Here is an 18,131-nt window from a genome sequence, read left to right as displayed (position 1 = left end):
GCGGACCAGCTGCTGGATCGTGGGCAACGCCGCTCCCGTTCCTGTGACGCCTCGTCGTACTGCCTTGGGCAACCAGACCGGTACGCCGGCCTACCCGCTTTCCTTGCGAACCGCACCAGGGCCACCGCGGTGACCTCGACCGGCTTCTCCGACCCACGCGGTCGGGCGTGTCGCGCCGTTTCGCCCGAAGAGGATCACAAATTCGATTGATCCAACTGCGGTGGACAGCGCGCCATCCCGCCCGGCCGCTTCGCGGAACCGAGCCCGACAGTCGCCGACGGACACCCAGGCGGTGACTTTACGTCAGCCTGCCAGGCACCACGGCGCCACATCGAAGTGCAAGACGCACGCCGGAGTCACGTGGACTCCGGCCACAGGAATCAACAGTACTCCACGGCCGCGTCACGTGTCGAACGGGGTATCGGCCGACGTCCGACGCAGACACCGCAGCCCCACAAGCCCGCGACCTCGGACNGCGGGCGCGGCCGTCGCGCGCGACACAGCACACCGGCGGCCCAGAAACTCGCAATCGACCAGAACCCGGTACAGCCCGGGCATCCCACCGACCCGCGTCGAACGGGCCCACCGGAGCCGACAATCCACTACCCGCATGGCGGGGCGGCCGGACTCCGGCATCAGCACCGAAGGCAGCGGGCCGGACACCGGAACCCGGGACCTCCGCGTCCCTGGTACCCCTCGGCCCTGGCACATCCATGGTTCTGGTGGATCCATGGCCGTAGTACATCCACGGTCCTGGTCCTGGCACGCTGTACGAGACAGCACGATACCGGCACCGGAGGTCCTCGAGGACATGTTTGACGCAGTTGGCTCGCCGCCGCCGCCGGCCGCCCCGCCCGCCCGGCCGACCCGGGCCGAGCTGCTCGCCGCCTACGACACCGCGGTCCCGGACCTCCTCGCCCCGCGGACCACCGTGCTGCTGTGCGGGATCAACCCGTCCCTGGAGTCCGGGGCGACCGGCTTCCACTTCGGCACGCCGAGCAACCGGCTGTGGNCGGNCCTGCACCTCGCCGGGTTCACCCCGCGCCGGCTGCACCCCAGCGAGACCGCAGAGCTGACCAGCCGCGGCATCAGCATCACCAACCTGGTCAACCGGTCCACCGCACGCGCCGACGAGATCAGCGACGACGAGGTGCGGGCCGGCGTCGCCCCGCTCACCGAGCTCGTCGAGCGGATCTCGCCGCGCTGGGTGGCCTTCCTCGGCCTGGCCGCCTACCGGGTCGGCTTCGGCCGGCGCCGTGCGCAGGTCGGTCGGCAGCCGGAGACCCTGGGCCCGGCGGGCGTCTGGCTGCTACCCAACCCCAGCGGTCTGAACGCCCACTACCAGCTGCCCGATCTGGTCCGGGTGTACGGCGAGCTGCGCGAGGCCGCCTACGCCGACCAGTGACGCCGGAGTCCCGGAGCCGTCGGTCCGACGCCGTCCTNGCGCCGCAACACGCACGCCGCGCCGACACCACGACCGGCCCGGTGACCTGGGAGCGGCCCCACCTNCCTCTTCCACAGGGACAGATCGGGCACCGAACCCTGTGGAAGAGACAGGAAGGCGCTCTCCCACGCATCCGCCCCCATCGCCCGAGCCGTCGCCCATCTCCGTCACACCGCTGGACGTCACGGAATGTGACAAGCGGACGGGAAGGAACCCCTGCGGGGCTGCCCTAGCGTCGAGCGTCCTCGAGCAGGTCGGCGGGTAGCCGGTCGCCGACGGGGGCGAGGAAGTCGGCGTCGGGCGGCGCTTCGACCTCGATGCGCGCGCCGCCGGCCCAGGCGGCGTCGAAGGCGAGCCGCCAGGAATGCAGGAAGGTGCGGGTCGCCGGCGCCTTGTCGAACAGGGGGTCGCCGTCGATCGGATGGCCGATCCAGGCCAGGTGCACCCGGATCTGATGGCGCCGTCCGGTCCGCGGCGTCGCGGCGAGCAGGGTGTGCTCGCCGCCCTCCCGGAGTCGGGCGAACGTGGTGACCGAGGGATAGGTCCGTACGTGGCCGAAGACCGCCTCGGGCGGGACGGACCAGTGCCCCTCGTCCGCCCCCTCGGTGGACGCGAGCGGATGGCCGGACGCGGGCGCGTCGGCGGACCCGAACAGGGACGCGGTGATGTCGGCGCGGTTCGCGGCCACCCGGACCCGGCTCTTGCGGCCGACGCTGAGCGGCAGGTCGATGGTCCCCGTCGCGGGCAGGCCGCGGGTGCGGGTCAGGGCGAGGTAGCGCTTGTCGACCGTGCGCCNCTGGANCTGCCTGGTCAGGTCGCCGTGGAAGCGCAACTCCTTGGCGAACAGCACGATCCCGGACGTGACCTTGTCGATCCGGTNCACGGGGAACAGCTCTTCGCCGGCGTCGGCGGCGAGCCGCACAAGGTCGGTGTCGTGCCGCTCCCCCATGACCGAGATGCCGGCGGGCTTGTCGAGCGCGAGGACCGCCTCATCCTCGTGGATCGTGTGCAGGCGCCGGATAGCGGCCCAGTCCATCACCAGCCCCCACTCGTCGGTCAGCCATCGTCATCTCGGCCATCCCGGTCCGACTTCCTTGCCGTTCTGGGGGCCTCCGCGCCCGAAACGTCCCCCAGAACGGCAAGAAGCCATCGCTGGCGCGGGCGCGCGGGCGCGCGGGCCCGGCGTGGAGTCGGGCGTGGAACGCCGCCGGCCCGGTGTCCCCGGACAGGGGGCACCGGGCCGGCGGGATCGGCTCAGCGGTTCCGGGTCAGCGGAAGTCGCCCGAGCTGCGGTAGTCGAACTCGTCCAGCGGGACGGCCTGGCCGGAGCCGGTGCCGAACGCGCCGTACTCCACGCTGCCGCCGTCCTCGTACGCGCCGACGGAGTACATCGCGGCGCGCGCCTCCTCGGTCGGCTCGACCCGGATGTTGCGGTACCGGGAGATGCCGGTACCGGCCGGGATGAGCTTGCCGATGATGACGTTCTCCTTCAGGCCGACGAGCGAGTCCGACCGGGCGTTGATCGCCGCGTCGGTGAGCACTCGGGTCGTCTCCTGGAAGGAGGCCGCCGACAGCCACGACTCGGTGGCCAGCGACGCCTTGGTGATCCCCATCAGCACCGGGCGAGCCGAGGCCGGCTGGCCGCCGGACTCCACCACCCGGCGGTTCTCCGACTCGAACCGGGCCCGCTCACACAGCTCGCCGGGCAGCAGGTTGGTCTCGCCGGACTCCAGCACGTTCACCCGCTTGAGCATCTGGCGGATGATGATCTCGATGTGCTTGTCGTGGATCGACACACCCTGCGACCGGTACACCTCCTGGACCTGGTCGACCAGGTGGAGCTGGACCTGGCGCGGGCCGAGGATGCGCAGCACCTCGTGNGGGTCGACGGCACCGTCGACCACCTGGTTGCCGACCTCGATGCGGTCGCCCTCGCGGACCCGCAGGCGCGAGCGCCGCGAGACCGGGTAGGCGATCTCCTCGCTGCCGTCGTCCGGCACCACCACGACCTTGAAGGTCTTCTCGGTTTCCTCGATCTTCACCCGACCGGAGACCTCGGTGATGGGCGCCTTGCCCTTCGGGCTACGGGCCTCGAACAGCTCGACGACACGCGGCAGACCCTGGGTGATGTCATCGCCGGCGACACCACCGCTGTGGAAGGTACGCATCGTCAGCTGGGTGCCGGGCTCGCCGATGGACTGGGCGGCGACGATCCCNACGGCCTCGCCGACGTCGACCAGCTTGCCGGTGGCCAGCGAACGCCCGTAGCACTGGGCGCACACCCCCATCCGGGACTCGCAGGTCAGCGCCGAACGCACCCGGACCGACTCGATGCCGGCCTCGATGATCTGGCCGATCGCCACGTCCCCGGCGTCGGTGCCGGCGGGCACGATGATCTCGCCGTGCTCGTCGACGGCGTCGGAGGCCAGCGTCCGCGCGTACGCCGAGGTCTCGGCGTAGCGGTCGCGCACGAGCACGCCGTCCGCGCCGCGCCGGGCGATCCGGGTCAGGATGCCCCGCTCGGTGCCGCAGTCCTCCTCGCGGACGATGACGTCCTGGCTGACGTCGACGAGCCGGCGGGTCAGGTAGCCGGAGTCGGCGGTCCGCAGCGCGGTGTCGGCGAGACCCTTGCGGGCACCGTGGGTCGAGATGAAGTACTCGAGCACGGTGAGGCCCTCGCGGAAGTTCGCCTTGATCGGCCGCGGGATGATCTCACCCNTCGGGTTGGAGACCAGGCCACGCATGCCGGCGAGCTGCCGGATCTGCATCATGTTTCCGGCGGCTCCGGAGTTGACCAGCACGTAGACCGGGTTGGTCTGCGGGAAGTTCTTCTCCATCGCCTCGGCGATCTTGTTCGTCGCCTCGGTCCAGATCTGCACCAGCTCGCTGCGGCGCTCCTCGTCGGACAGGAAGCCGCGGTCGAACTGCTTCTGCACCCGGTCGGCGCGCTGCTCGTAGTCGTCGAGGATCTCGGCCTTGTTCGGCGGCGCGACGACGTCCTCGATCGCGACGGTGACCCCGGACCGGGTGGCCCAGTAGAAACCGGCGCTCTTCAGGGCGTCCAGGGTCGCCGCGACCTGGATCTTCGGGTACCGCTCGGCCAGGTCGTTGACGATCGCGGCCTGGGCCTTCTTGTTGAGCTGGGCGTTGATGAAGGGGTAGCCCTCCGGCAGCGCCTCGTTGAGCAGGCAGCGGCCGAACGTGGTCTCCAGGGTGAACACGTCCCCGGTGACCCAGTCGGCCGGCGGCACCCAGTCCGACGGCGGGGTGGTGTCGCGCAGCCGGACGCTGATCCGCGCCTGCAGCGCGATCTCCCGGGCGTCGAAGGCCATCTGCGCCTCGGCGACCNAGGAGAACGCCCGCCCCTCCCCGACGGCGCCCTCGGCCAGCGTCGACAGGTGGAACACGCCGGTCACCATGTCGAGGCTGGGCATCGCCAGCGGCCGGCCGGACGCCGGCGAGAGGATGTTGTTGCTCGACAGCATCAGGATCCGTGCCTCGGCCTGCGCCTCGGCGGACAGCGGCAGGTGCACCGCCATCTGGTCACCGTCGAAGTCGGCGTTGAAGGCCGTGCAGACCAGCGGGTGGATCTGGATGGCCTTGCCCTCGACGAGCTGCGGCTCGAAGGCCTGGATGCCGAGGCGGTGCAGGGTCGGCGCCCGGTTGAGCAGCACCGGGTGCTCGGTGATGACCTCCTCGAGCACGTCCCAGACGACCGGGCGGGCCCGCTCCACCATCCGCTTCGCCGACTTGATGTTCTGCGCGTGGTTGAGGTCCACCAGGCGCTTCATCACGAACGGCTTGAACAGCTCCAGCGCCATCTGCTTGGGCAGACCGCACTGGTGCAGCTTGAGCTGCGGACCGACGACGATGACCGACCGGCCGGAGNAGTCGACCCGCTTGCCGAGCAGGTTCTGGCGGAACCGGNCCTGCTTGCCCTTGAGCATGTCGGACAACGACTTCAGCGGGCGGTTACCCGGGCCGGTGACCGGCCGGCCGCGGCGGCCGTTGTCGAACAGTGCGTCGACGGCCTCCTGCAGCATCCGCTTCTCGTTGTTGACGATGATCTCGGGCGCGCCGAGGTCGAGCAGCCGCTTGAGCCGGTTGTTCCGGTTGATCACCCNGCGGTACAGGTCGTTGAGGTCGGACGTGGCGAACCGGNCGCCGTCGAGCTGCACCATCGGCCGCAGGTCCGGCGGGATCACCGGGACGCAGTCGAGCACCATCCCCATCGGGGAGTTGCGGGTGTTCAGGAACGCCGAGACGACCTTGAGCCGCTTGAGCGCGCGGGCCTTCTTCTGCCCCTTGCCGCTGCGGATGGTCTCGCGCAGCGACTCCGCCTCCGCGGCCAGGTCGAAGTCGGCGAGCCGGCGCTGCAGCGCCTCGGCGCCCATGCCGNCGTCGAAGTACTGGCCGAACCGGTCGCGCAGCTCGCGGTAGAGCAGCTCGTCCGGCTCCAGGTCCTGGACCTTCATGTTCTTGAAGCGGTCGAAGACCCGGTCCAGATCATCGATCTTGCGCTGCGCGCGGTCGCGGATCTGGCGCATCTCGCGCTCGGCCGACTCGCGGACCTTGCGCCGCGCGTCGCCCTTGGCGCCCTCGGCCTCGAGCTGCGCGAGGTCGGTTTCGAGCCGCTTCTGCCGGGTCTCGACGTCGGCGTTCTTCTTGTCCTCGAGCTGCTGCTTCTCGACGCCCATGCGGGCCTCGAGGGTGGGCAGGTCGCGGTGGCGCGCCTCGGCGTCGACCTTGGTGATCATGTAGGCGGCGAAGTAGATGACCTTCTCGAGGTCCTTCGGCGCCAGGTCCAGCAGGTAGCCGAGCCGGCTCGGGACACCCTTGAAGTACCAGATGTGGGTGACCGGGGCGGCCAGCTCGATGTGCCCCATGCGCTCACGGCGCACCTTGGCGCGGGTGACCTCGACGCCACAGCGCTCGCAGATGATGCCCTTGAACCGGACCCGCTTGTACTTGCCGCAGTAGCACTCCCAGTCCCGGGTCGGACCGAAGATCTTCTCGCAGAAGAGCCCGTCCTTCTCCGGCTTCAGGGTGCGGTAGTTGATCGTCTCCGGCTTCTTGACCTCACCGTGCGACCACTGACGGATGTCGTCCGCGGTGGCAAGACCGATGCGCAGTTCGTCGAAGAAGTTGACGTCCAGCAAGACTGTCGCCTGCTCTCTCTTTCTCGGTCGGGACGCTGGAGTCGGATGGACCGCCGGGGGTCCGCCGCCGCCTCACGGCGGGCGGATCGGGCCCCCGGCGCCCGCTCAGACCTCCTCGACGCTGCTCGGCTCCCGCCGGGACAGGTCGATCCCGAGTTCCTCCGCCGCACGGAAGACGTCCTCGTCGGTGTCACGCATCTCGATCTGCACACCGTCGCTGGAGAGGACCTCGACGTTGAGGCACAGCGACTGCATCTCCTTGATGAGCACCTTGAACGACTCCGGGATGCCGGGCTCCGGAATGTTCTCGCCCTTGACGATCGCCTCGTAGACCTTGACTCGGCCCACGACGTCGTCGGACTTGATGGTCAGCAGCTCCTGCAGGGCGTAGGCGGCGCCGTACGCCTCCAGCGCCCACACCTCCATCTCGCCGAACCGCTGGCCACCGAACTGCGCCTTACCACCCAGGGGCTGCTGGGTGATCATCGAGTAGGGACCGGTCGACCGAGCGTGGATCTTGTCGTCGACCAGGTGAAGCAGCTTGAGGATGTAGATGTAGCCGACCGCCACCGGGTAGGGGTACGGCTCGCCGGTGCGGCCGTCGAACAGCGTGGCCTTGCCGGAGGAGCCGATGAGCTGGACCCCGTCCCGGTTCGGGAGGGTGGAGTCGAGCAGACCGGTGATCTCCTCCTCGCGGGCGCCGTCGAAGACCGGCGTGGCCACGTTGGTCCCGGGGGTGGACGAGTCCGCCCCGATCCCGCGCAGCCGCTCCTTCCAGTCCTCGGTGCCGGCGTCCACCTGCCAGCCGGTCTTGGCCACCCACCCGAGGTGGGTCTCCAGGATCTGGCCGATGTTCATCCGGCGGGGGACGCCGTGCGGGTTGAGCACGATGTCCACCGGCGTGCCGTCCTCGAGGAACGGCATGTCCTCCTGCGGGAGGATCTTGGCGATGACGCCCTTGTTGCCGTGCCGGCCGGCGAGCTTGTCGCCGTCGGTGATCTTCCGCTTCTGGGCGACGTAGACCCGGACCAGCTCGTTGACGCCGGGCGGCAGCTCGTCGCCGTCCTCGCGGGAGAACACCCGCACGCCGATGACCTTGCCGGACTCGCCGTGCGGCACCTTCAGCGAGGTGTCGCGGACCTCCCGGGCCTTCTCCCCGAAGATCGCCCGCAGCAGCCGCTCCTCGGGGGTCAGCTCGGTCTCGCCCTTCGGGGTGACCTTGCCGACCAGGACGTCACCGGGCGAGACCTCGGCGCCGATCCGGATGATCCCGCGCTCGTCGAGGTCGGCGAGGACCTCCTCGGCGACGTTGGGGATGTCGCGGGTGATCTCCTCCGGGCCGAGCTTGGTGTCCCGGGCGTCGACCTCGTGCTCCTCGATGTGGATCGAGGACAGCACGTCGTCCTGCACGAGGCGCTGCGACAGGATGATCGCGTCCTCGTAGTTGTGCCCCTCCCACGGCATGAAGGCGACCAGCAGGTTCTTGCCGAGCGCCATCTCGCCGTTGTCGGTGCACGGGCCGTCCGCGATGACCTGGCCGGCCTCGACCCGGTCCCCCTCGAACACGATCGGCTTCTGGTTGATGCAGGTGCCCTGGTTCGACCGGCGGAACTTCGCCAGCCGGTAGGTACGCCGGGTGCCGTCGTCGTGCATGACGGTGATGTAGTCCGCCGAGAGGTCCTCGACGACGCCGGCCTGGACGCAGACGACCACGTCGCCGGCGTCCTTGGCCGCGCGGGCCTCCATCCCGGTGCCGACCAGCGGCGCCTCGGAACGCAGCAGTGGCACCGACTGGCGCTGCATGTTGGAGCCCATGAGCGCGCGGTTGGCGTCGTCGTGCTCGAGGAACGGGATCATGGCCGTGGCCACGGACACCATCTGCCGCGGCGAGACGTCCATGTAGTCGACCTCGTCCGGCGGGATGAACTCGACCTCACCGCCCTTGCGGCGGACCAGCACGCGGTCCTCGGCGAACGTGCCGTCGGGGCTCAGCGGCGTGTTGGCCTGCGCCTTGACGTGCCGGTCCTCCTCGTCCGCGGTGAGGTAGTCGATCTGGTCGGTGACCCGGCCGTTGACGACCTTGCGGTACGGCGTCTCGACGAAGCCGAACGGGTTGACCCGCGCGAACGTCGACAGCGAGCCGATGAGGCCGATGTTCGGGCCTTCCGGCGTCTCGATCGGGCACATCCGGCCGTAGTGGCTGGGGTGCACGTCGCGGACCTCGAAGCCGGCCCGCTCCCGGGACAGACCACCGGGACCCAGCGCCGACAGGCGGCGCTTGTGGGTCAGGCCGGCCAGCGGGTTGGTCTGGTCCATGAACTGCGACAACTGGCTGGTGCCGAAGAACTCCTTGATGGAGGCGACGACCGGCCGGATGTTGATCAGGGTCTGCGGCGTGATCGCCTCGACGTCCTGGGTGGTCATCCGCTCGCGGACGACCCGCTCCATCCGGGCGAGCCCCAGCCGGACCTGGTTCTGGATCAGCTCGCCGACCGTGCGCAGCCGCCGGTTGCCGAAGTGGTCGATGTCGTCGACCTCGTACTCGGCCGGGTCGGCGCCCGCGTGCAACTTGACGACGTACTCGATCGTGCGCACGATGTCATCCTCAGTGAGGACGCCGACGTCGTGGGCGATCTCCAGAGTGAGCTTCTTGTTCACCTTGTAGCGGCCGACCTTCGCCAGGTCGTAGCGCTTGGGGTTGAAGAAGAGGTTCTCGAGCAGGGTCTGCGCCGACTCCCGCGTCGGCGGCTCGCCCGGGCGCAGCTTGCGGTAGATGTCCAGCAGCGCGTCGTCCTGGCTGGCCGTGTGGTCCTTCTCCAGGGTGATGCGCATCGACGGGAAGTCGCCGAACCGCTCCAGGATGCGCGCCTCGTCCCAGCCCAGCGCCTTGAGNAGGACCGTCACCGACTGACGGCGCTTGCGGTCGATCCGAACCCCGACGGTGTCCCGCTTGTCGATCTCGAACTCGAGCCAGGCCCNGCGCGACGGGATCACCTTGCAGGAGTACAGGTCCTTGTCCGACGCCTTGTCCAGGCTGCGTTCGAAGTACACCCCCGGCGACCGGACGAGCTGNCTGACCACCACACGCTCGGTCCCGTTGATGACGAAGGTGCCCTTGGGGGTCATGAGCGGGAAGTCGCCCATGAAGACCGTCTGNCTCTTGATCTCACCGGTGGTGTTGTTGGTGAACTCGGCCGTGACGAACAGCGGGGCCGAGAAGGTCATGTCCTTGTCCTTGCACTCCTCCACGGAGTACTTGGGCGGCTCGAACCGGTGGTCCCGGAAGGACAGGGACATGGAGCCGGAGAAGTCCTCGATCGGGGAGATCTCCTCGAAGACCTCCTCCAGACCTGAGGTGATCGGAACATCGTCCCGGCCCGAGTCGATGGCCTCCTGAACCCGCTCCGCCCAGGCGTCACTACCGATCAGCCAATCGAAGGACTGCGTCTGAAGAGCAAGGAGATCCGGGACCTCGAGGGGCTCGATGATCTTAGCGAACGAGATGCGGGAGGAAGAGCGCGAGGCGGCCAAGGTGGTCCTTCCGGGTGGCCTGATCGTCGGGCTGGCGTCGCGGACGTCAAGGATCCGTCGGGGGGGTGGTCAGGTGATCAGTGTCTCGCTACGGTTGTCGGGAACAGCGACGGGGGGTGCCCCGTCGGTGAGAGGATGACCGCGAGGCGCATCGGTGCGGCGGTGCCGGGTGTTCCGGCGGCCGGTCGCGCGGCCGGAGTCGGCCCTCGTCCCGCAGCAAGTCCGCCGATCCGGCGTCCGTCGGTCCGCAGAACCGCAAAAATCCGTCGCGGCAGGCGTTCGGCTGACTGCGGGCACGCCAAAGCGCCGTCGCGGCGCAAGCGCGCGGCAACGCCGGTGTCCGCTGAGAACAACGGGTCGGTGCACGGGCAAAGGTCTGCTCAGAGTCCTCGGTGTGGCTGCCATACAGCCGTGCCACGCACCAGCACGGCCAGCGCGCCTTCACGTCGAACCGGAACCCACCGCGTGCGCGGCCCCGACACCATGGTCGAGACCGCCCGGCGGCGCGTACCGGACCCCCACAGAGAGCCCGACCTCACCGGAGAACCGGTGTCGGCGGAGCCGATGCGACGAAAAGGGCAGCGCAAACTAGCAGTGTAGCCGAAGGGCACACCGCTGGCAAGGGCGTGCGTGGCAGGACCACGCGGGGGGAACGTAGAGCACCGCATCTGCTTCCCGACGAGCGTTCGCGACATGATGGAACTCCGATCTACAGGGGCCGTCAACCCCCTTCGGAAAACGTCACGAACGACCCGACCTGCTCATCCGCTTACGTTGCAGCGTGTCTCGGCGATTCGCCAGGCACAGACGCCGCGTGCCGGGACACCTCGGAGGTGCCCCGGCACGCGGGATGCGCCACGGCCGCGTCGAGCGGCCGCACCGGCCCGCGGCGGCGCGGAAACGCCGCCCGGGCCGGGCCCGAAAGACGGGCGGTGTTACTTGACGGTGACCGACGCGCCAGCGCCCTCGAGGGCCGCCTTGGCCTTCTCCGCGGCCTCCTTGGCGNCCTTCTCCAGGACGGGCTTGGGCGCCCCGTCGACGAGGTCCTTGGCCTCCTTCAGCCCGAGGCTGGTCAGCGCCCGGACCTCCTTGATGACCTGGATCTTCTTGTCACCCACGGACTCGAGGATGACGTCGAACTCGTCCTGCTCCTCGGCGGCCGGAGCCTCGCCGCCCGCGCCGCCGGCGGCCGGCGCCGCAGCCACGGCGACGGGCGCCGCGGCGGTCACGCCGAAGGTCTCCTCGAACTGCTTCACGAACTCCGAGAGCTCCAGCAGGGTCAGTTCCTTGAACGCGTCGAGCAGCTCTTCGGTCGACAGCTTCGCCATGATGGCGTTTCCTTCCTCGTCATGCCGATGATCTCGGCCNGCCGGGTGGGCGACCGGTGATCGGGGTGGCTCGTGGGTGGTGCCGGCTGGGCGCGGTGGCCCGGCCGGCGCGGGTGCTCCGCGGGCGGCGGCCGCCGGACCGGCGACCGTCATCCCGCGGCGCGCAGGCTTACTCCGCGGGGGCCTCGGCGGCCTCGGCGGCGGGCGTCTCCGCGGCGGGCGTCTCCGCGGCGGACTGGCTCGCCCGCTGCTCGCGCAGCGCCTCGGCCAGCCGGGCGACCTGCGACAGCGGGGCGGCGAACAGGCCGACCGCGCCGGACAGTGAACCCTTCATCGCGCCGGCGAGCTTCGCCAGCAGGATCTCGCGGGACTCCAGATCCGCAAGCTTGCGGATCTCGTCGGCCGTCATCGCCTTGCCCTCGACGACGCCGCCCTTGACCACGAGGGCCGGGTTGGCACGGGCGAAGTCGCGCAGGCCCTTGGCCGCCTCGACCGGGTCGCCGGTGACGAAGGCGACGGCGGTCGGGCCGACGAACAGATCGTCGAGCCCGGTGACGCCGGCCTGCTCGGCCGCGATCTTGGTCAGCGTGTTCTTGACCACCGCGTAACGTGCGCCCTCGCCGAGGGTGCGCCGCAGCTCGGTGAGCTGGCTCACCGTCAGACCGCGGTACTCCGTGAGGACCGCGGCGGTCGCGCCACGGAACTCCTCGGCGATCTCCGCCACCGCGGCGGTCTTCTCAGGTTTCGCCATGGGGCTCCTTCGGGGTGTCGGCCGGCCATCCGTTCAACCCCGGGAGACGACAAACGCCCCGGCGCAGGCGCACGGGGCGTGAAGAGCGACATCGGGCGGGGAGGACGGCGCACCTGCGCCGACCGCCTCGGAAGTGCCGCGGTCCTTTGCATCCGTCACCTGCGCGGGCCGCCCGGGGAAGTCGGGCCTTCGGCCGTCGCTATGTCCGGGCGGGATCTCCCCCACCTGGGCGACGACGGCGACCAGCGGTCTTCGGCGTAAAACGTGTTCGTACGAAGTGTACGCGATGATCCCGCGTACACGTTCNCCGGCCTNCCCGGCCTACCCGCCTTACCTTGCCTTTCCAGAGGGACGAAACGGACACGGAGACCTCTGGAAAGGCAAGAAGGCAAGAACGCCGAACATCAGGCGCAGGCGCGTGGCCCGAGGCCCCGCGACGGCGACCTCAGGCGGGGACGCCCTCTTCGAGCAGGTTGCGGGTGCGGTTCGGGTCGACCGGGATGCCCGGGCCCATGGTGGTGGCGAAGGTGACCTTCTTCAGGTAACGACCCTTCGCCGCCGAGGGCTTCACCCGGACGATCTCGTCCAGGGCGGCCGTGTAGTTCTCGATGAGCTGGGCGTCGGTGAAGTTCGTCTTCCCGATGACGATGTGCAGGTTGCCCTGCTTGTCGACCCGGAAGTTGATCTTTCCGCCCTTGATGTCGGCGACGNCCTTGCCGATGTCCAGCGTCACGGTGCCGGTCTTCGGGTTCGGCATCAGCCCGCGGGGGCCGAGGATGCGGGCGATCCGCCCGACCTTGGCCATCTGGTCCGGCGTCGCCACCGTCGCGTCGAAGTCCAGGAAGCCCTCCTGGATGCGGGCGACCAGGTCGTCGCTGCCGACGATGTCGGCGCCGGCGGCGGTGGCCTCGGCGGCCTTCTCACCGGCGGCGAAGACGGCGACGCGCGGCGACTTGCCGGTGCCGTGCGGCAGGTTGACGGTGCCGCGGACCATCTGGTCGGCCTTGCGCGGGTCGACCCCGAGGCGGATCGCGACCTCGACGGTCGCGTCGTACTTCGTGGTCGAGGTCTCCTGGGCGAGCCGGACGGCGTCCAGCGGGCTGTAGAGGTTCTCGGGGTTGATCTTTTCGGCGGCGGCCCGGTAGGCCTTGCTGCGCTTCATGCTGTCTCCTCGTGGTGCCGGCGGACGGTCGGCCAGGCTCGCCACGGTGCGGATCTCGTCCGGGCCGCGGAGGCTGGCACCGACCGCCCTCCCACGGCGTCGGTTCGGTGTGGCGGGTACGGAAGGCTAGTCGCCGACCGTGATCCCCATCGAGCGGGCAGTCCCCGCAATGATCTTCTCGGCCGCCTCGATCGTCGTGGCGTTGAGGTCGGGAAGCTTGGTCTGGGCGATCTCGCGCACCTGGGCCGGGGTCAGCTTGGCGACCTTGTCCCGGTGCGGGGTCCCGCTGCCCTTCTCCACGCCCGCGGCCTTGAGGATGAGNCGCGCGGCCGGCGGGGTCTTCGNGACGAAGGTGAACGACCGGTCCTCGTACACGGTGATCTCGACCGGCACGACGTTGNCGGCCTGCGACTCCGTCGCCGCGTTGTANTGCTTGCAGAACTCCATGATGTTCACGCCGTGCTGGCCCAGCGCGGGGCCGACCGGCGGCGCCGGCGTGGCCTTGCCGGCGTTGATCTGGAGCTTGATGATCGCGGTGATCTTCTTCTTCTTGGGCGGCATGTGCTCGTCTTCCTACCGGAGTTCCACGGACCGAATCAGATCTTCGCGACCTGATTGAACTGCAGCTCGACGGGCGTCTCCCGACCGAAGATCGAGACCAGCACCTTCAACCGCTGGGCGTCGAGGTTGATCTCGCTGATGGTCGCCGGAAGCGTGGCAAAGGGGCCGTCCATGACAGTGACCGACTCCCCGACCTCGAACTCCTGGACCCGGACGGTCTCGACCTTCTTCTCCTTCGGCGCCGCCGGGGCGAGGATGGACAGGACTTCCTCGCGCCGCAGCGGTGAGGGCCGGTTGGTGAGCCCCACGAACCCGGTCACACCCGGCGTGTTACGGACCGCGGACCAGGACTGGTCCGTCAGGTCCATCCGGACGTAGATGTAACCCGGGTACTTCTTCTGCTGGACCAACTGCCTCTTGCCGTTCTTGACCACCGGGACCTCCTCGGTGGGCACCTCGATCTGGAAGATGTAATCCTCCATGTTGAGGCTGGAGATACGGGTCTCGAGGTTGGTCTTGACCTTGTTCTCGTAGCCCGCGTACGAGTGCACGACGTACCACTCGCCCGGCGCGTCCTCGATGGCGCGACGCAGGTCGTCGTCATCGTNATCGGTGTCGTCGGCGGCGGCGACCGGCGCGGCGCTCGCGGGCTCGGCGGCCGCGGCGGGTTCGTCCTCCGCGGCGGGCTCGGAGCCCGCGTCGGTCACGGAACCGGCCTCGTCGGCCTCGGCCTCGGTGCTGGGGGTGGCCTCGGCACTCGACTCGTCGGCGTCGTCGGAGTCGGCGTGGGGGTCGTCGAGCTCGGCGCCGGCGTCCGTACTCGCCACCTCGTCGTGCTCGAACGCCGCAAGGAGATCGAGACGGGCGAGGGCCTCCCCCTGCTCGGAGGAGGCGTGCTCGGGCGACTGGGACACGCGGACGTTCCTTCTTTCGTGGACGCTTCTGCTGCTGTGGACTCCGCGGAGCGGGCGCTGCGCGGGCGTGGTGCCGGACGGGCGGCAGCCGACCGGCCGGCGTACCGGCATCGATCACCCGCCCGGACCCGTCCGTCCGTACTGCCCGACCCCGCCGACTGGCGGGCCCGTCAGCCGAAGATCGCGAGGACCGCCTTCGTGAGCCCGAAGTCGAGACTAGCCACGAAGGCTGTCATCACGCTGACGAACACGAGCACGACCAGCACGTAGGTGATCAGCTCGCTCCGGCCGGGGTAGACGACCTTCCGGAGCTCCGCCATGACCTCGCGGATGAACTGAACCGGCCGATACCGACGCCGACCCGCGGTACGCGTGGCCCGCCTGGGACGCGGTGCCGCGTCACGGGTATCGGTCGCCACTCAACTCCACCCAACTCCGTCGCCGAACCAGCCAACCGTCGAACAGCGCAGGGGCGACAGGACTCGAACCTGCAACCGCCGGTTTTGGAGACCGGTGCTCTACCAATTGAGCCACGCCCCTTGGACACGCCCGGATCCCCGCCACCGCATCGAACCCACACGCTGCGCTTCTGCACCATAGCGCACAGTCCAGCCTGTGAGCCGGTTACCGGAATGGGTACCCGAGCGGATCGAGCATACCCCTTCATCGCCCCGACTCCGCCACGGACCGTCCGTGGGCGCCGCCGGGCACCGTCCCCAGGACCCACGGAGCACCCTCCGGACACCGTCCGCAGGACCCTCGGAGCACCATCCGCAGGACCCGCGCGGCAACGTCCGCAGGACCCACGGCGCGCCGTCCATGGGACCCGCGGGACGGGGTCAACCGGCCACCCCGGAACCGGTCCGCACGGACGCCGGATCCCGGCCGCCTGCGCACGACGCCCATCCGGACGCCATGGCAGCATGGCACTATGAGCAGGATCTCAAGCCGCATCGGCGGCATCGCCCCATCCGCGACGCTGGCCGTCGACGCCACCGCGAAGGCGATGCGCGCCGCGGGCCAGGACGTGGTCGGCTTCGGCGCCGGCGAGCCGGACTTCCCAACTCCGGACCACATCGTCGCCGCCGCGGAGAAGGCTTGCCGCGAACCCCGCATGCACCGCTACACCCCGGCGGGCGGACTGCCGGAGCTGCGGCAGGCCATCGCCGAGAAGACGGCCCGGGACTCCGGTGTCACCGTCTCCGCGGGCCAGGTCCTGGTGACCAACGGCGGCAAGCAGGCCGTCTACGAGGCCTTCGCGACGCTGCTCGACCCCGGTGACGAGGTGCTGTTGCCCGCGCCGTACTGGACGACCTACCCCGAGTCGATCCGCCTCGCCGGCGGTGTGCCGGTCGACGTCGTCACCGGGCCGGAGGCCGGCTACCGGGTGACCGTCGAGCAGCTCGAGGCGGCCCGCACCGAACGCACCAAGATTCTGCTGTTCAACTCGCCGTCGAACCCGACCGGCGCCGTGCACACGCCGGAGGAGGTCCGCGAGATCGGTCGCTGGGCCGAGCAGGCCGGCATCTGGGTGCTCGCCGACGAGATCTACGAGCATCTCGTNTACGGCGAGGCGCGGTTCGCCTCGATCCTGGCGCAGGTGCCGGAGCTCGCCGAGCGCTGCGTCATCGTCAANGGCGTCGCGAAGACCTACGCGATGACGGGCTGGCGGGTCGGCTGGCTGATCGGGCCGACGGACGTCGTCGCCGCGGCGGCGAACCTGCAGTCGCACGCGACCTCGAACGTCGCCAACGTCTCCCAGGCCGCGGCGCTCGCCGCCGTCGCCGGGCCCCTCGACGCCGTCGCCACGATGCGCACCGCCTTCGATCGCCGCCGGCTGACGATGCACCGCATGCTCACCGAGACCCCGGGAGTGAGCTGCCCGCTGCCCGAGGGCGCGTTCTACTGCTACCCCTCGCTGCAGGGCGTGCTCGGCCGCGGCCTTCGCGGCCGGACGCCCACGACCAGCGCCGAGCTGTGCCAGCTCATCCTGGAGGAGGCCGGGGTCGCCATCGTCCCCGGTGAGGCGTTCGGCACCCCGGGCTTCGCCCGGCTGTCCTACGCGCTCAGCGATGAGGACCTGGTCAAGGGCGTCAGCCGGCTGTCCGCCCTGCTCAGCGAGGCCGCCTGAGCGAGACCCGGGCCTGACGGCTCAGCTCAGTCGGACGGTGGCGCGCGCGGCCATCAGCACCTTCTCGCCGCGACACCGGGTGGTGAGGTTCACGACCACCCGGTTGTCGTCGAGCTTCTTCTCCACGACACCGCGCACCGACACCGAGGCGCCCTCGTCGTCGTCCGGGACCACCACCGGCGCGGAGAACTTCACGCCGACCTCGAGGACGGCGCCCGGGTCCCCGGCCCAGTCCGTGACGAGCCGGGTGGCGGTCGCCATCGTCAGCATCCCGTGCGCGAGCACGCCGGGCAGGCCCGCGTCCGCGGCGGCCCGCTCGCTCCAGTGGATGGGGTTGAAGTCCCCGGATGCTCCCGCGTAGCGGACGAGATCGACCCGCCGCAGCGGGAACAGCCGCTCCGGCAGCTCGGTGCCGACCTCGACGTCGTCATAGCCGACGGTCGCCGTCATCGTTGTTCTCCCCAGGGTGAGGCACTCCCGATGGGCTTCGGGGGTGCGGCCGGACCGGCGGCCCGGTTCTCACCGGGCGCCATGGGACGCGCGCTCATGCCCGCGGCGGTGCCGTGCCGCGGGAGACCAGGGTGCACGTGCCGACCGCGACCTCCTCGCCACTCGTGGTGTCGTAACGGTAGGTGGTGACGAGCACCTCGTTGCGGCCCACCGCGCGGATGCTGGTCAGCGTCGAGGTGGTGATCAGCTCGTCGCCCGCCACCACCGGCCGGCGCAGGGCGAAGCGCTGCTCACCGTGCACGACCAGGGCGTAGTCCAGCCCGAGCGCTGGATCGTCGGTGGGGAGCCCCAGGGCCCCGGGGATCGCGGTGATCAGGAACGTCGGCGGCGCGACGAGATCGGGGTGGCCGGCGGCCTTGGCCGCCTCCACGTCGTGGTAGAGCGGGTTGTCGTCCCCGATCGCCTGGGCGAACTGCCGGATCTGCTCGCGTCCGACCTGGAAGGGAACGGGCGAGACGAAACTGCGTCCCACGAAGTCCTGGTTCAGCGGCATCAAGGCTCCGATCTCGGCGTCCGCGGCAGGCCCGGATGCCGTGGCGCACCTGGCCGCAGCGCGTCGGTGGACGGGCCGGACGGACTGCGTCGTGAAGTATCCCACCACGAACCTGATGAGCCGACCCATCGACGGAGGGGTCGATGT

The 18,131-nt window shown here is 70.1% G+C and carries 8 protein-coding genes, 1 tRNA gene and 26 pseudogenes; 5 read left to right on the top strand and 30 right to left on the bottom strand.

Annotated features, from left to right (window positions below):
* Nucleotides 1-811 precede the first annotated feature (811 nt).
* Together FF86_RS60670 and FF86_RS29520 are read left to right on the top strand one after the other, a co-directional pair.
* A pseudogene (locus FF86_RS60670) lies at nt 812-1,012 on the top strand (G/U mismatch-specific DNA glycosylase); the annotation flags it as partial.
* A 5-nt stretch (nt 1,013-1,017) separates the two neighbouring features.
* A partial coding sequence (locus FF86_RS29520) for a mismatch-specific DNA-glycosylase (RefSeq protein ID WP_242419861.1) occupies nt 1,018-1,405 on the top strand: 388 nt, incomplete at its 5' end.
* Between the two features lie 268 nt (nt 1,406-1,673).
* Here the strand turns inward: FF86_RS29520 and FF86_RS29515 are convergent.
* The 28 genes and pseudogenes from FF86_RS29515 to FF86_RS29470 form a co-directional block, all read right to left on the bottom strand.
* Nucleotides 1,674-2,239 (bottom strand): annotated as a pseudogene (locus FF86_RS29515) (pseudouridine synthase); the annotation flags it as partial.
* 7 nt (nt 2,240-2,246) lie between these two features.
* A pseudogene (locus FF86_RS60665) lies at nt 2,247-2,323 on the bottom strand (RNA pseudouridine synthase); the annotation flags it as partial.
* A 1-nt stretch (nt 2,324) separates the two neighbouring features.
* Nucleotides 2,325-2,480 (bottom strand): annotated as a pseudogene (locus tag FF86_RS60660) (RNA pseudouridine synthase); the annotation flags it as partial.
* Between the two features lie 232 nt (nt 2,481-2,712).
* Nucleotides 2,713-3,324: pseudogene (locus FF86_RS60655) on the bottom strand (DNA-directed RNA polymerase subunit beta'); the annotation flags it as partial.
* 1 nt (nt 3,325) lies between these two features.
* Nucleotides 3,326-3,660 (bottom strand): annotated as a pseudogene (locus FF86_RS60650) (hypothetical protein); the annotation flags it as partial.
* A 1-nt stretch (nt 3,661) separates the two neighbouring features.
* A pseudogene (locus FF86_RS60645) lies at nt 3,662-4,162 on the bottom strand (DNA-directed RNA polymerase subunit beta'); the annotation flags it as partial.
* A gap of 1 nt (nt 4,163) precedes the next feature.
* Nucleotides 4,164-4,792 (bottom strand): annotated as a pseudogene (locus FF86_RS60640) (DNA-directed RNA polymerase subunit beta'); the annotation flags it as partial.
* 1 nt (nt 4,793) lies between these two features.
* Nucleotides 4,794-5,332, bottom strand: a pseudogene (locus FF86_RS60635) (DNA-directed RNA polymerase subunit beta'); the annotation flags it as partial.
* Between the two features lie 40 nt (nt 5,333-5,372).
* Nucleotides 5,373-5,567: pseudogene (locus tag FF86_RS60625) on the bottom strand (hypothetical protein); the annotation flags it as partial.
* A gap of 39 nt (nt 5,568-5,606) precedes the next feature.
* Nucleotides 5,607-5,842, bottom strand: a pseudogene (locus tag FF86_RS60615) (hypothetical protein); the annotation flags it as partial.
* A 1-nt stretch (nt 5,843) separates the two neighbouring features.
* A pseudogene (locus FF86_RS60610) lies at nt 5,844-6,603 on the bottom strand (DNA-directed RNA polymerase subunit beta'); the annotation flags it as partial.
* Between the two features lie 105 nt (nt 6,604-6,708).
* Nucleotides 6,709-9,495: pseudogene (gene rpoB, locus FF86_RS29505) on the bottom strand (DNA-directed RNA polymerase subunit beta); the annotation flags it as partial.
* 1 nt (nt 9,496) lies between these two features.
* Nucleotides 9,497-9,581 (bottom strand): annotated as a pseudogene (locus FF86_RS60605) (hypothetical protein); the annotation flags it as partial.
* Between the two features lies 1 nt (nt 9,582).
* A pseudogene (locus tag FF86_RS60600) lies at nt 9,583-9,675 on the bottom strand (hypothetical protein); the annotation flags it as partial.
* 1 nt (nt 9,676) lies between these two features.
* A pseudogene (locus tag FF86_RS60595) lies at nt 9,677-9,759 on the bottom strand (hypothetical protein); the annotation flags it as partial.
* A 1-nt stretch (nt 9,760) separates the two neighbouring features.
* Nucleotides 9,761-10,134: pseudogene (locus tag FF86_RS60590) on the bottom strand (DNA-directed RNA polymerase subunit beta); the annotation flags it as partial.
* 935 nt (nt 10,135-11,069) lie between these two features.
* Nucleotides 11,070-11,139: pseudogene (locus FF86_RS60585) on the bottom strand (50S ribosomal protein L7/L12); the annotation flags it as partial.
* 1 nt (nt 11,140) lies between these two features.
* The coding region (rplL, locus tag FF86_RS29500; RefSeq protein ID WP_242419860.1) for a 50S ribosomal protein L7/L12 at nt 11,141-11,462 on the bottom strand (322 nt) is incomplete at its 3' end.
* Nucleotides 11,463-11,631: 169 nt separating this feature from the next.
* Nucleotides 11,632-12,213 carry a 50S ribosomal protein L10 gene (gene rplJ, locus FF86_RS29495; protein WP_044884195.1) on the bottom strand — a complete coding sequence of 194 codons (582 nt, stop codon included), beginning with the start codon at nt 12,211-12,213 and terminating at the stop codon, nt 11,632-11,634.
* A 445-nt stretch (nt 12,214-12,658) separates the two neighbouring features.
* Nucleotides 12,659-12,923 (bottom strand): annotated as a pseudogene (locus tag FF86_RS60580) (50S ribosomal protein L1); the annotation flags it as partial.
* 1 nt (nt 12,924) lies between these two features.
* Nucleotides 12,925-13,375 (bottom strand): 50S ribosomal protein L1 (rplA, locus tag FF86_RS60575; RefSeq protein ID WP_242419859.1); only part of this gene is annotated, 451 nt, incomplete at its 3' end.
* Between the two features lie 126 nt (nt 13,376-13,501).
* Nucleotides 13,502-13,696: pseudogene (locus FF86_RS60570) on the bottom strand (50S ribosomal protein L11); the annotation flags it as partial.
* 24 nt (nt 13,697-13,720) lie between these two features.
* A pseudogene (locus FF86_RS60560) lies at nt 13,721-13,775 on the bottom strand (50S ribosomal protein L11); the annotation flags it as partial.
* A gap of 30 nt (nt 13,776-13,805) precedes the next feature.
* Nucleotides 13,806-13,936: pseudogene (locus FF86_RS60550) on the bottom strand (50S ribosomal protein L11); the annotation flags it as partial.
* A 35-nt stretch (nt 13,937-13,971) separates the two neighbouring features.
* Nucleotides 13,972-14,543: pseudogene (nusG, locus tag FF86_RS29480) on the bottom strand (transcription termination/antitermination protein NusG); the annotation flags it as partial.
* A 1-nt stretch (nt 14,544) separates the two neighbouring features.
* Nucleotides 14,545-14,850: pseudogene (locus FF86_RS60545) on the bottom strand (transcription termination/antitermination factor NusG); the annotation flags it as partial.
* A 170-nt stretch (nt 14,851-15,020) separates the two neighbouring features.
* On the bottom strand, nt 15,021-15,269 hold the full coding sequence (gene secE / locus FF86_RS63415; protein ID WP_035921129.1) for a preprotein translocase subunit SecE: 249 nt from the start codon (nt 15,267-15,269) through the stop codon (nt 15,021-15,023).
* A 48-nt stretch (nt 15,270-15,317) separates the two neighbouring features.
* Nucleotides 15,318-15,390: transfer RNA gene (locus FF86_RS29470), tRNA-Trp, on the bottom strand.
* Between the two features lie 391 nt (nt 15,391-15,781).
* Between FF86_RS29470 and FF86_RS60535 the strand changes: the two are divergent.
* The 3 genes and pseudogenes from FF86_RS60535 to FF86_RS60525 all read left to right on the top strand — a co-directional run.
* Nucleotides 15,782-16,413 (top strand): annotated as a pseudogene (locus FF86_RS60535) (aminotransferase class I/II-fold pyridoxal phosphate-dependent enzyme); the annotation flags it as partial.
* A 1-nt stretch (nt 16,414) separates the two neighbouring features.
* Nucleotides 16,415-16,485: pseudogene (locus tag FF86_RS60530) on the top strand (hypothetical protein); the annotation flags it as partial.
* Nucleotide 16,486: 1 nt separating this feature from the next.
* A partial coding sequence (locus FF86_RS60525) for an aminotransferase class I/II-fold pyridoxal phosphate-dependent enzyme (RefSeq protein WP_242419858.1) occupies nt 16,487-16,981 on the top strand: 495 nt, incomplete at its 5' end.
* 21 nt (nt 16,982-17,002) lie between these two features.
* On the opposite strand, the gene FF86_RS29460 is transcribed toward FF86_RS60525, so the two are convergent.
* Both FF86_RS29460 and FF86_RS29455 read right to left on the bottom strand, forming a co-directional pair.
* Nucleotides 17,003-17,431 (bottom strand): MaoC/PaaZ C-terminal domain-containing protein, encoded by a 429-nt coding sequence (locus FF86_RS29460; protein WP_044884192.1) that lies wholly within the window; start codon nt 17,429-17,431, stop codon nt 17,003-17,005.
* Nucleotides 17,432-17,525: 94 nt separating this feature from the next.
* Nucleotides 17,526-17,984: a MaoC family dehydratase N-terminal domain-containing protein gene (locus FF86_RS29455; protein WP_044884295.1), complete on the bottom strand. Its 459-nt coding sequence runs from the start codon at nt 17,982-17,984 to the stop codon at nt 17,526-17,528.
* Between the last annotated feature and the right edge of the window lie 147 nt (nt 17,985-18,131).

This window comes from Frankia sp. CpI1-P, from assembly GCF_001421075.1.
In the GTDB taxonomy this organism is placed as follows: Bacteria; Actinomycetota; Actinomycetes; order Frankiales; family Frankiaceae; genus Frankia; species Frankia torreyi.
The sequence above is the reverse complement of the archived record's forward strand: the minus strand, read 5'-3'. Positions and strand labels throughout refer to the sequence as shown.

Excerpts from the sequence above, each read along its gene's own strand:
- rplJ (WP_044884195.1), bottom strand. The coding sequence starts at position 12,213 with ATGGCGAAACCTGAGAAGACCGCCGCGGTGGCGGAGATCGCCGAGGAG.
- FF86_RS29460 (WP_044884192.1), bottom strand. The coding sequence starts at position 17,431 with ATGACGGCGACCGTCGGCTATGACGACGTCGAGGTCGGCACCGAGCTG.
- FF86_RS29455 (WP_044884295.1), bottom strand. The coding sequence starts at position 17,984 with ATGCCGCTGAACCAGGACTTCGTGGGACGCAGTTTCGTCTCGCCCGTT.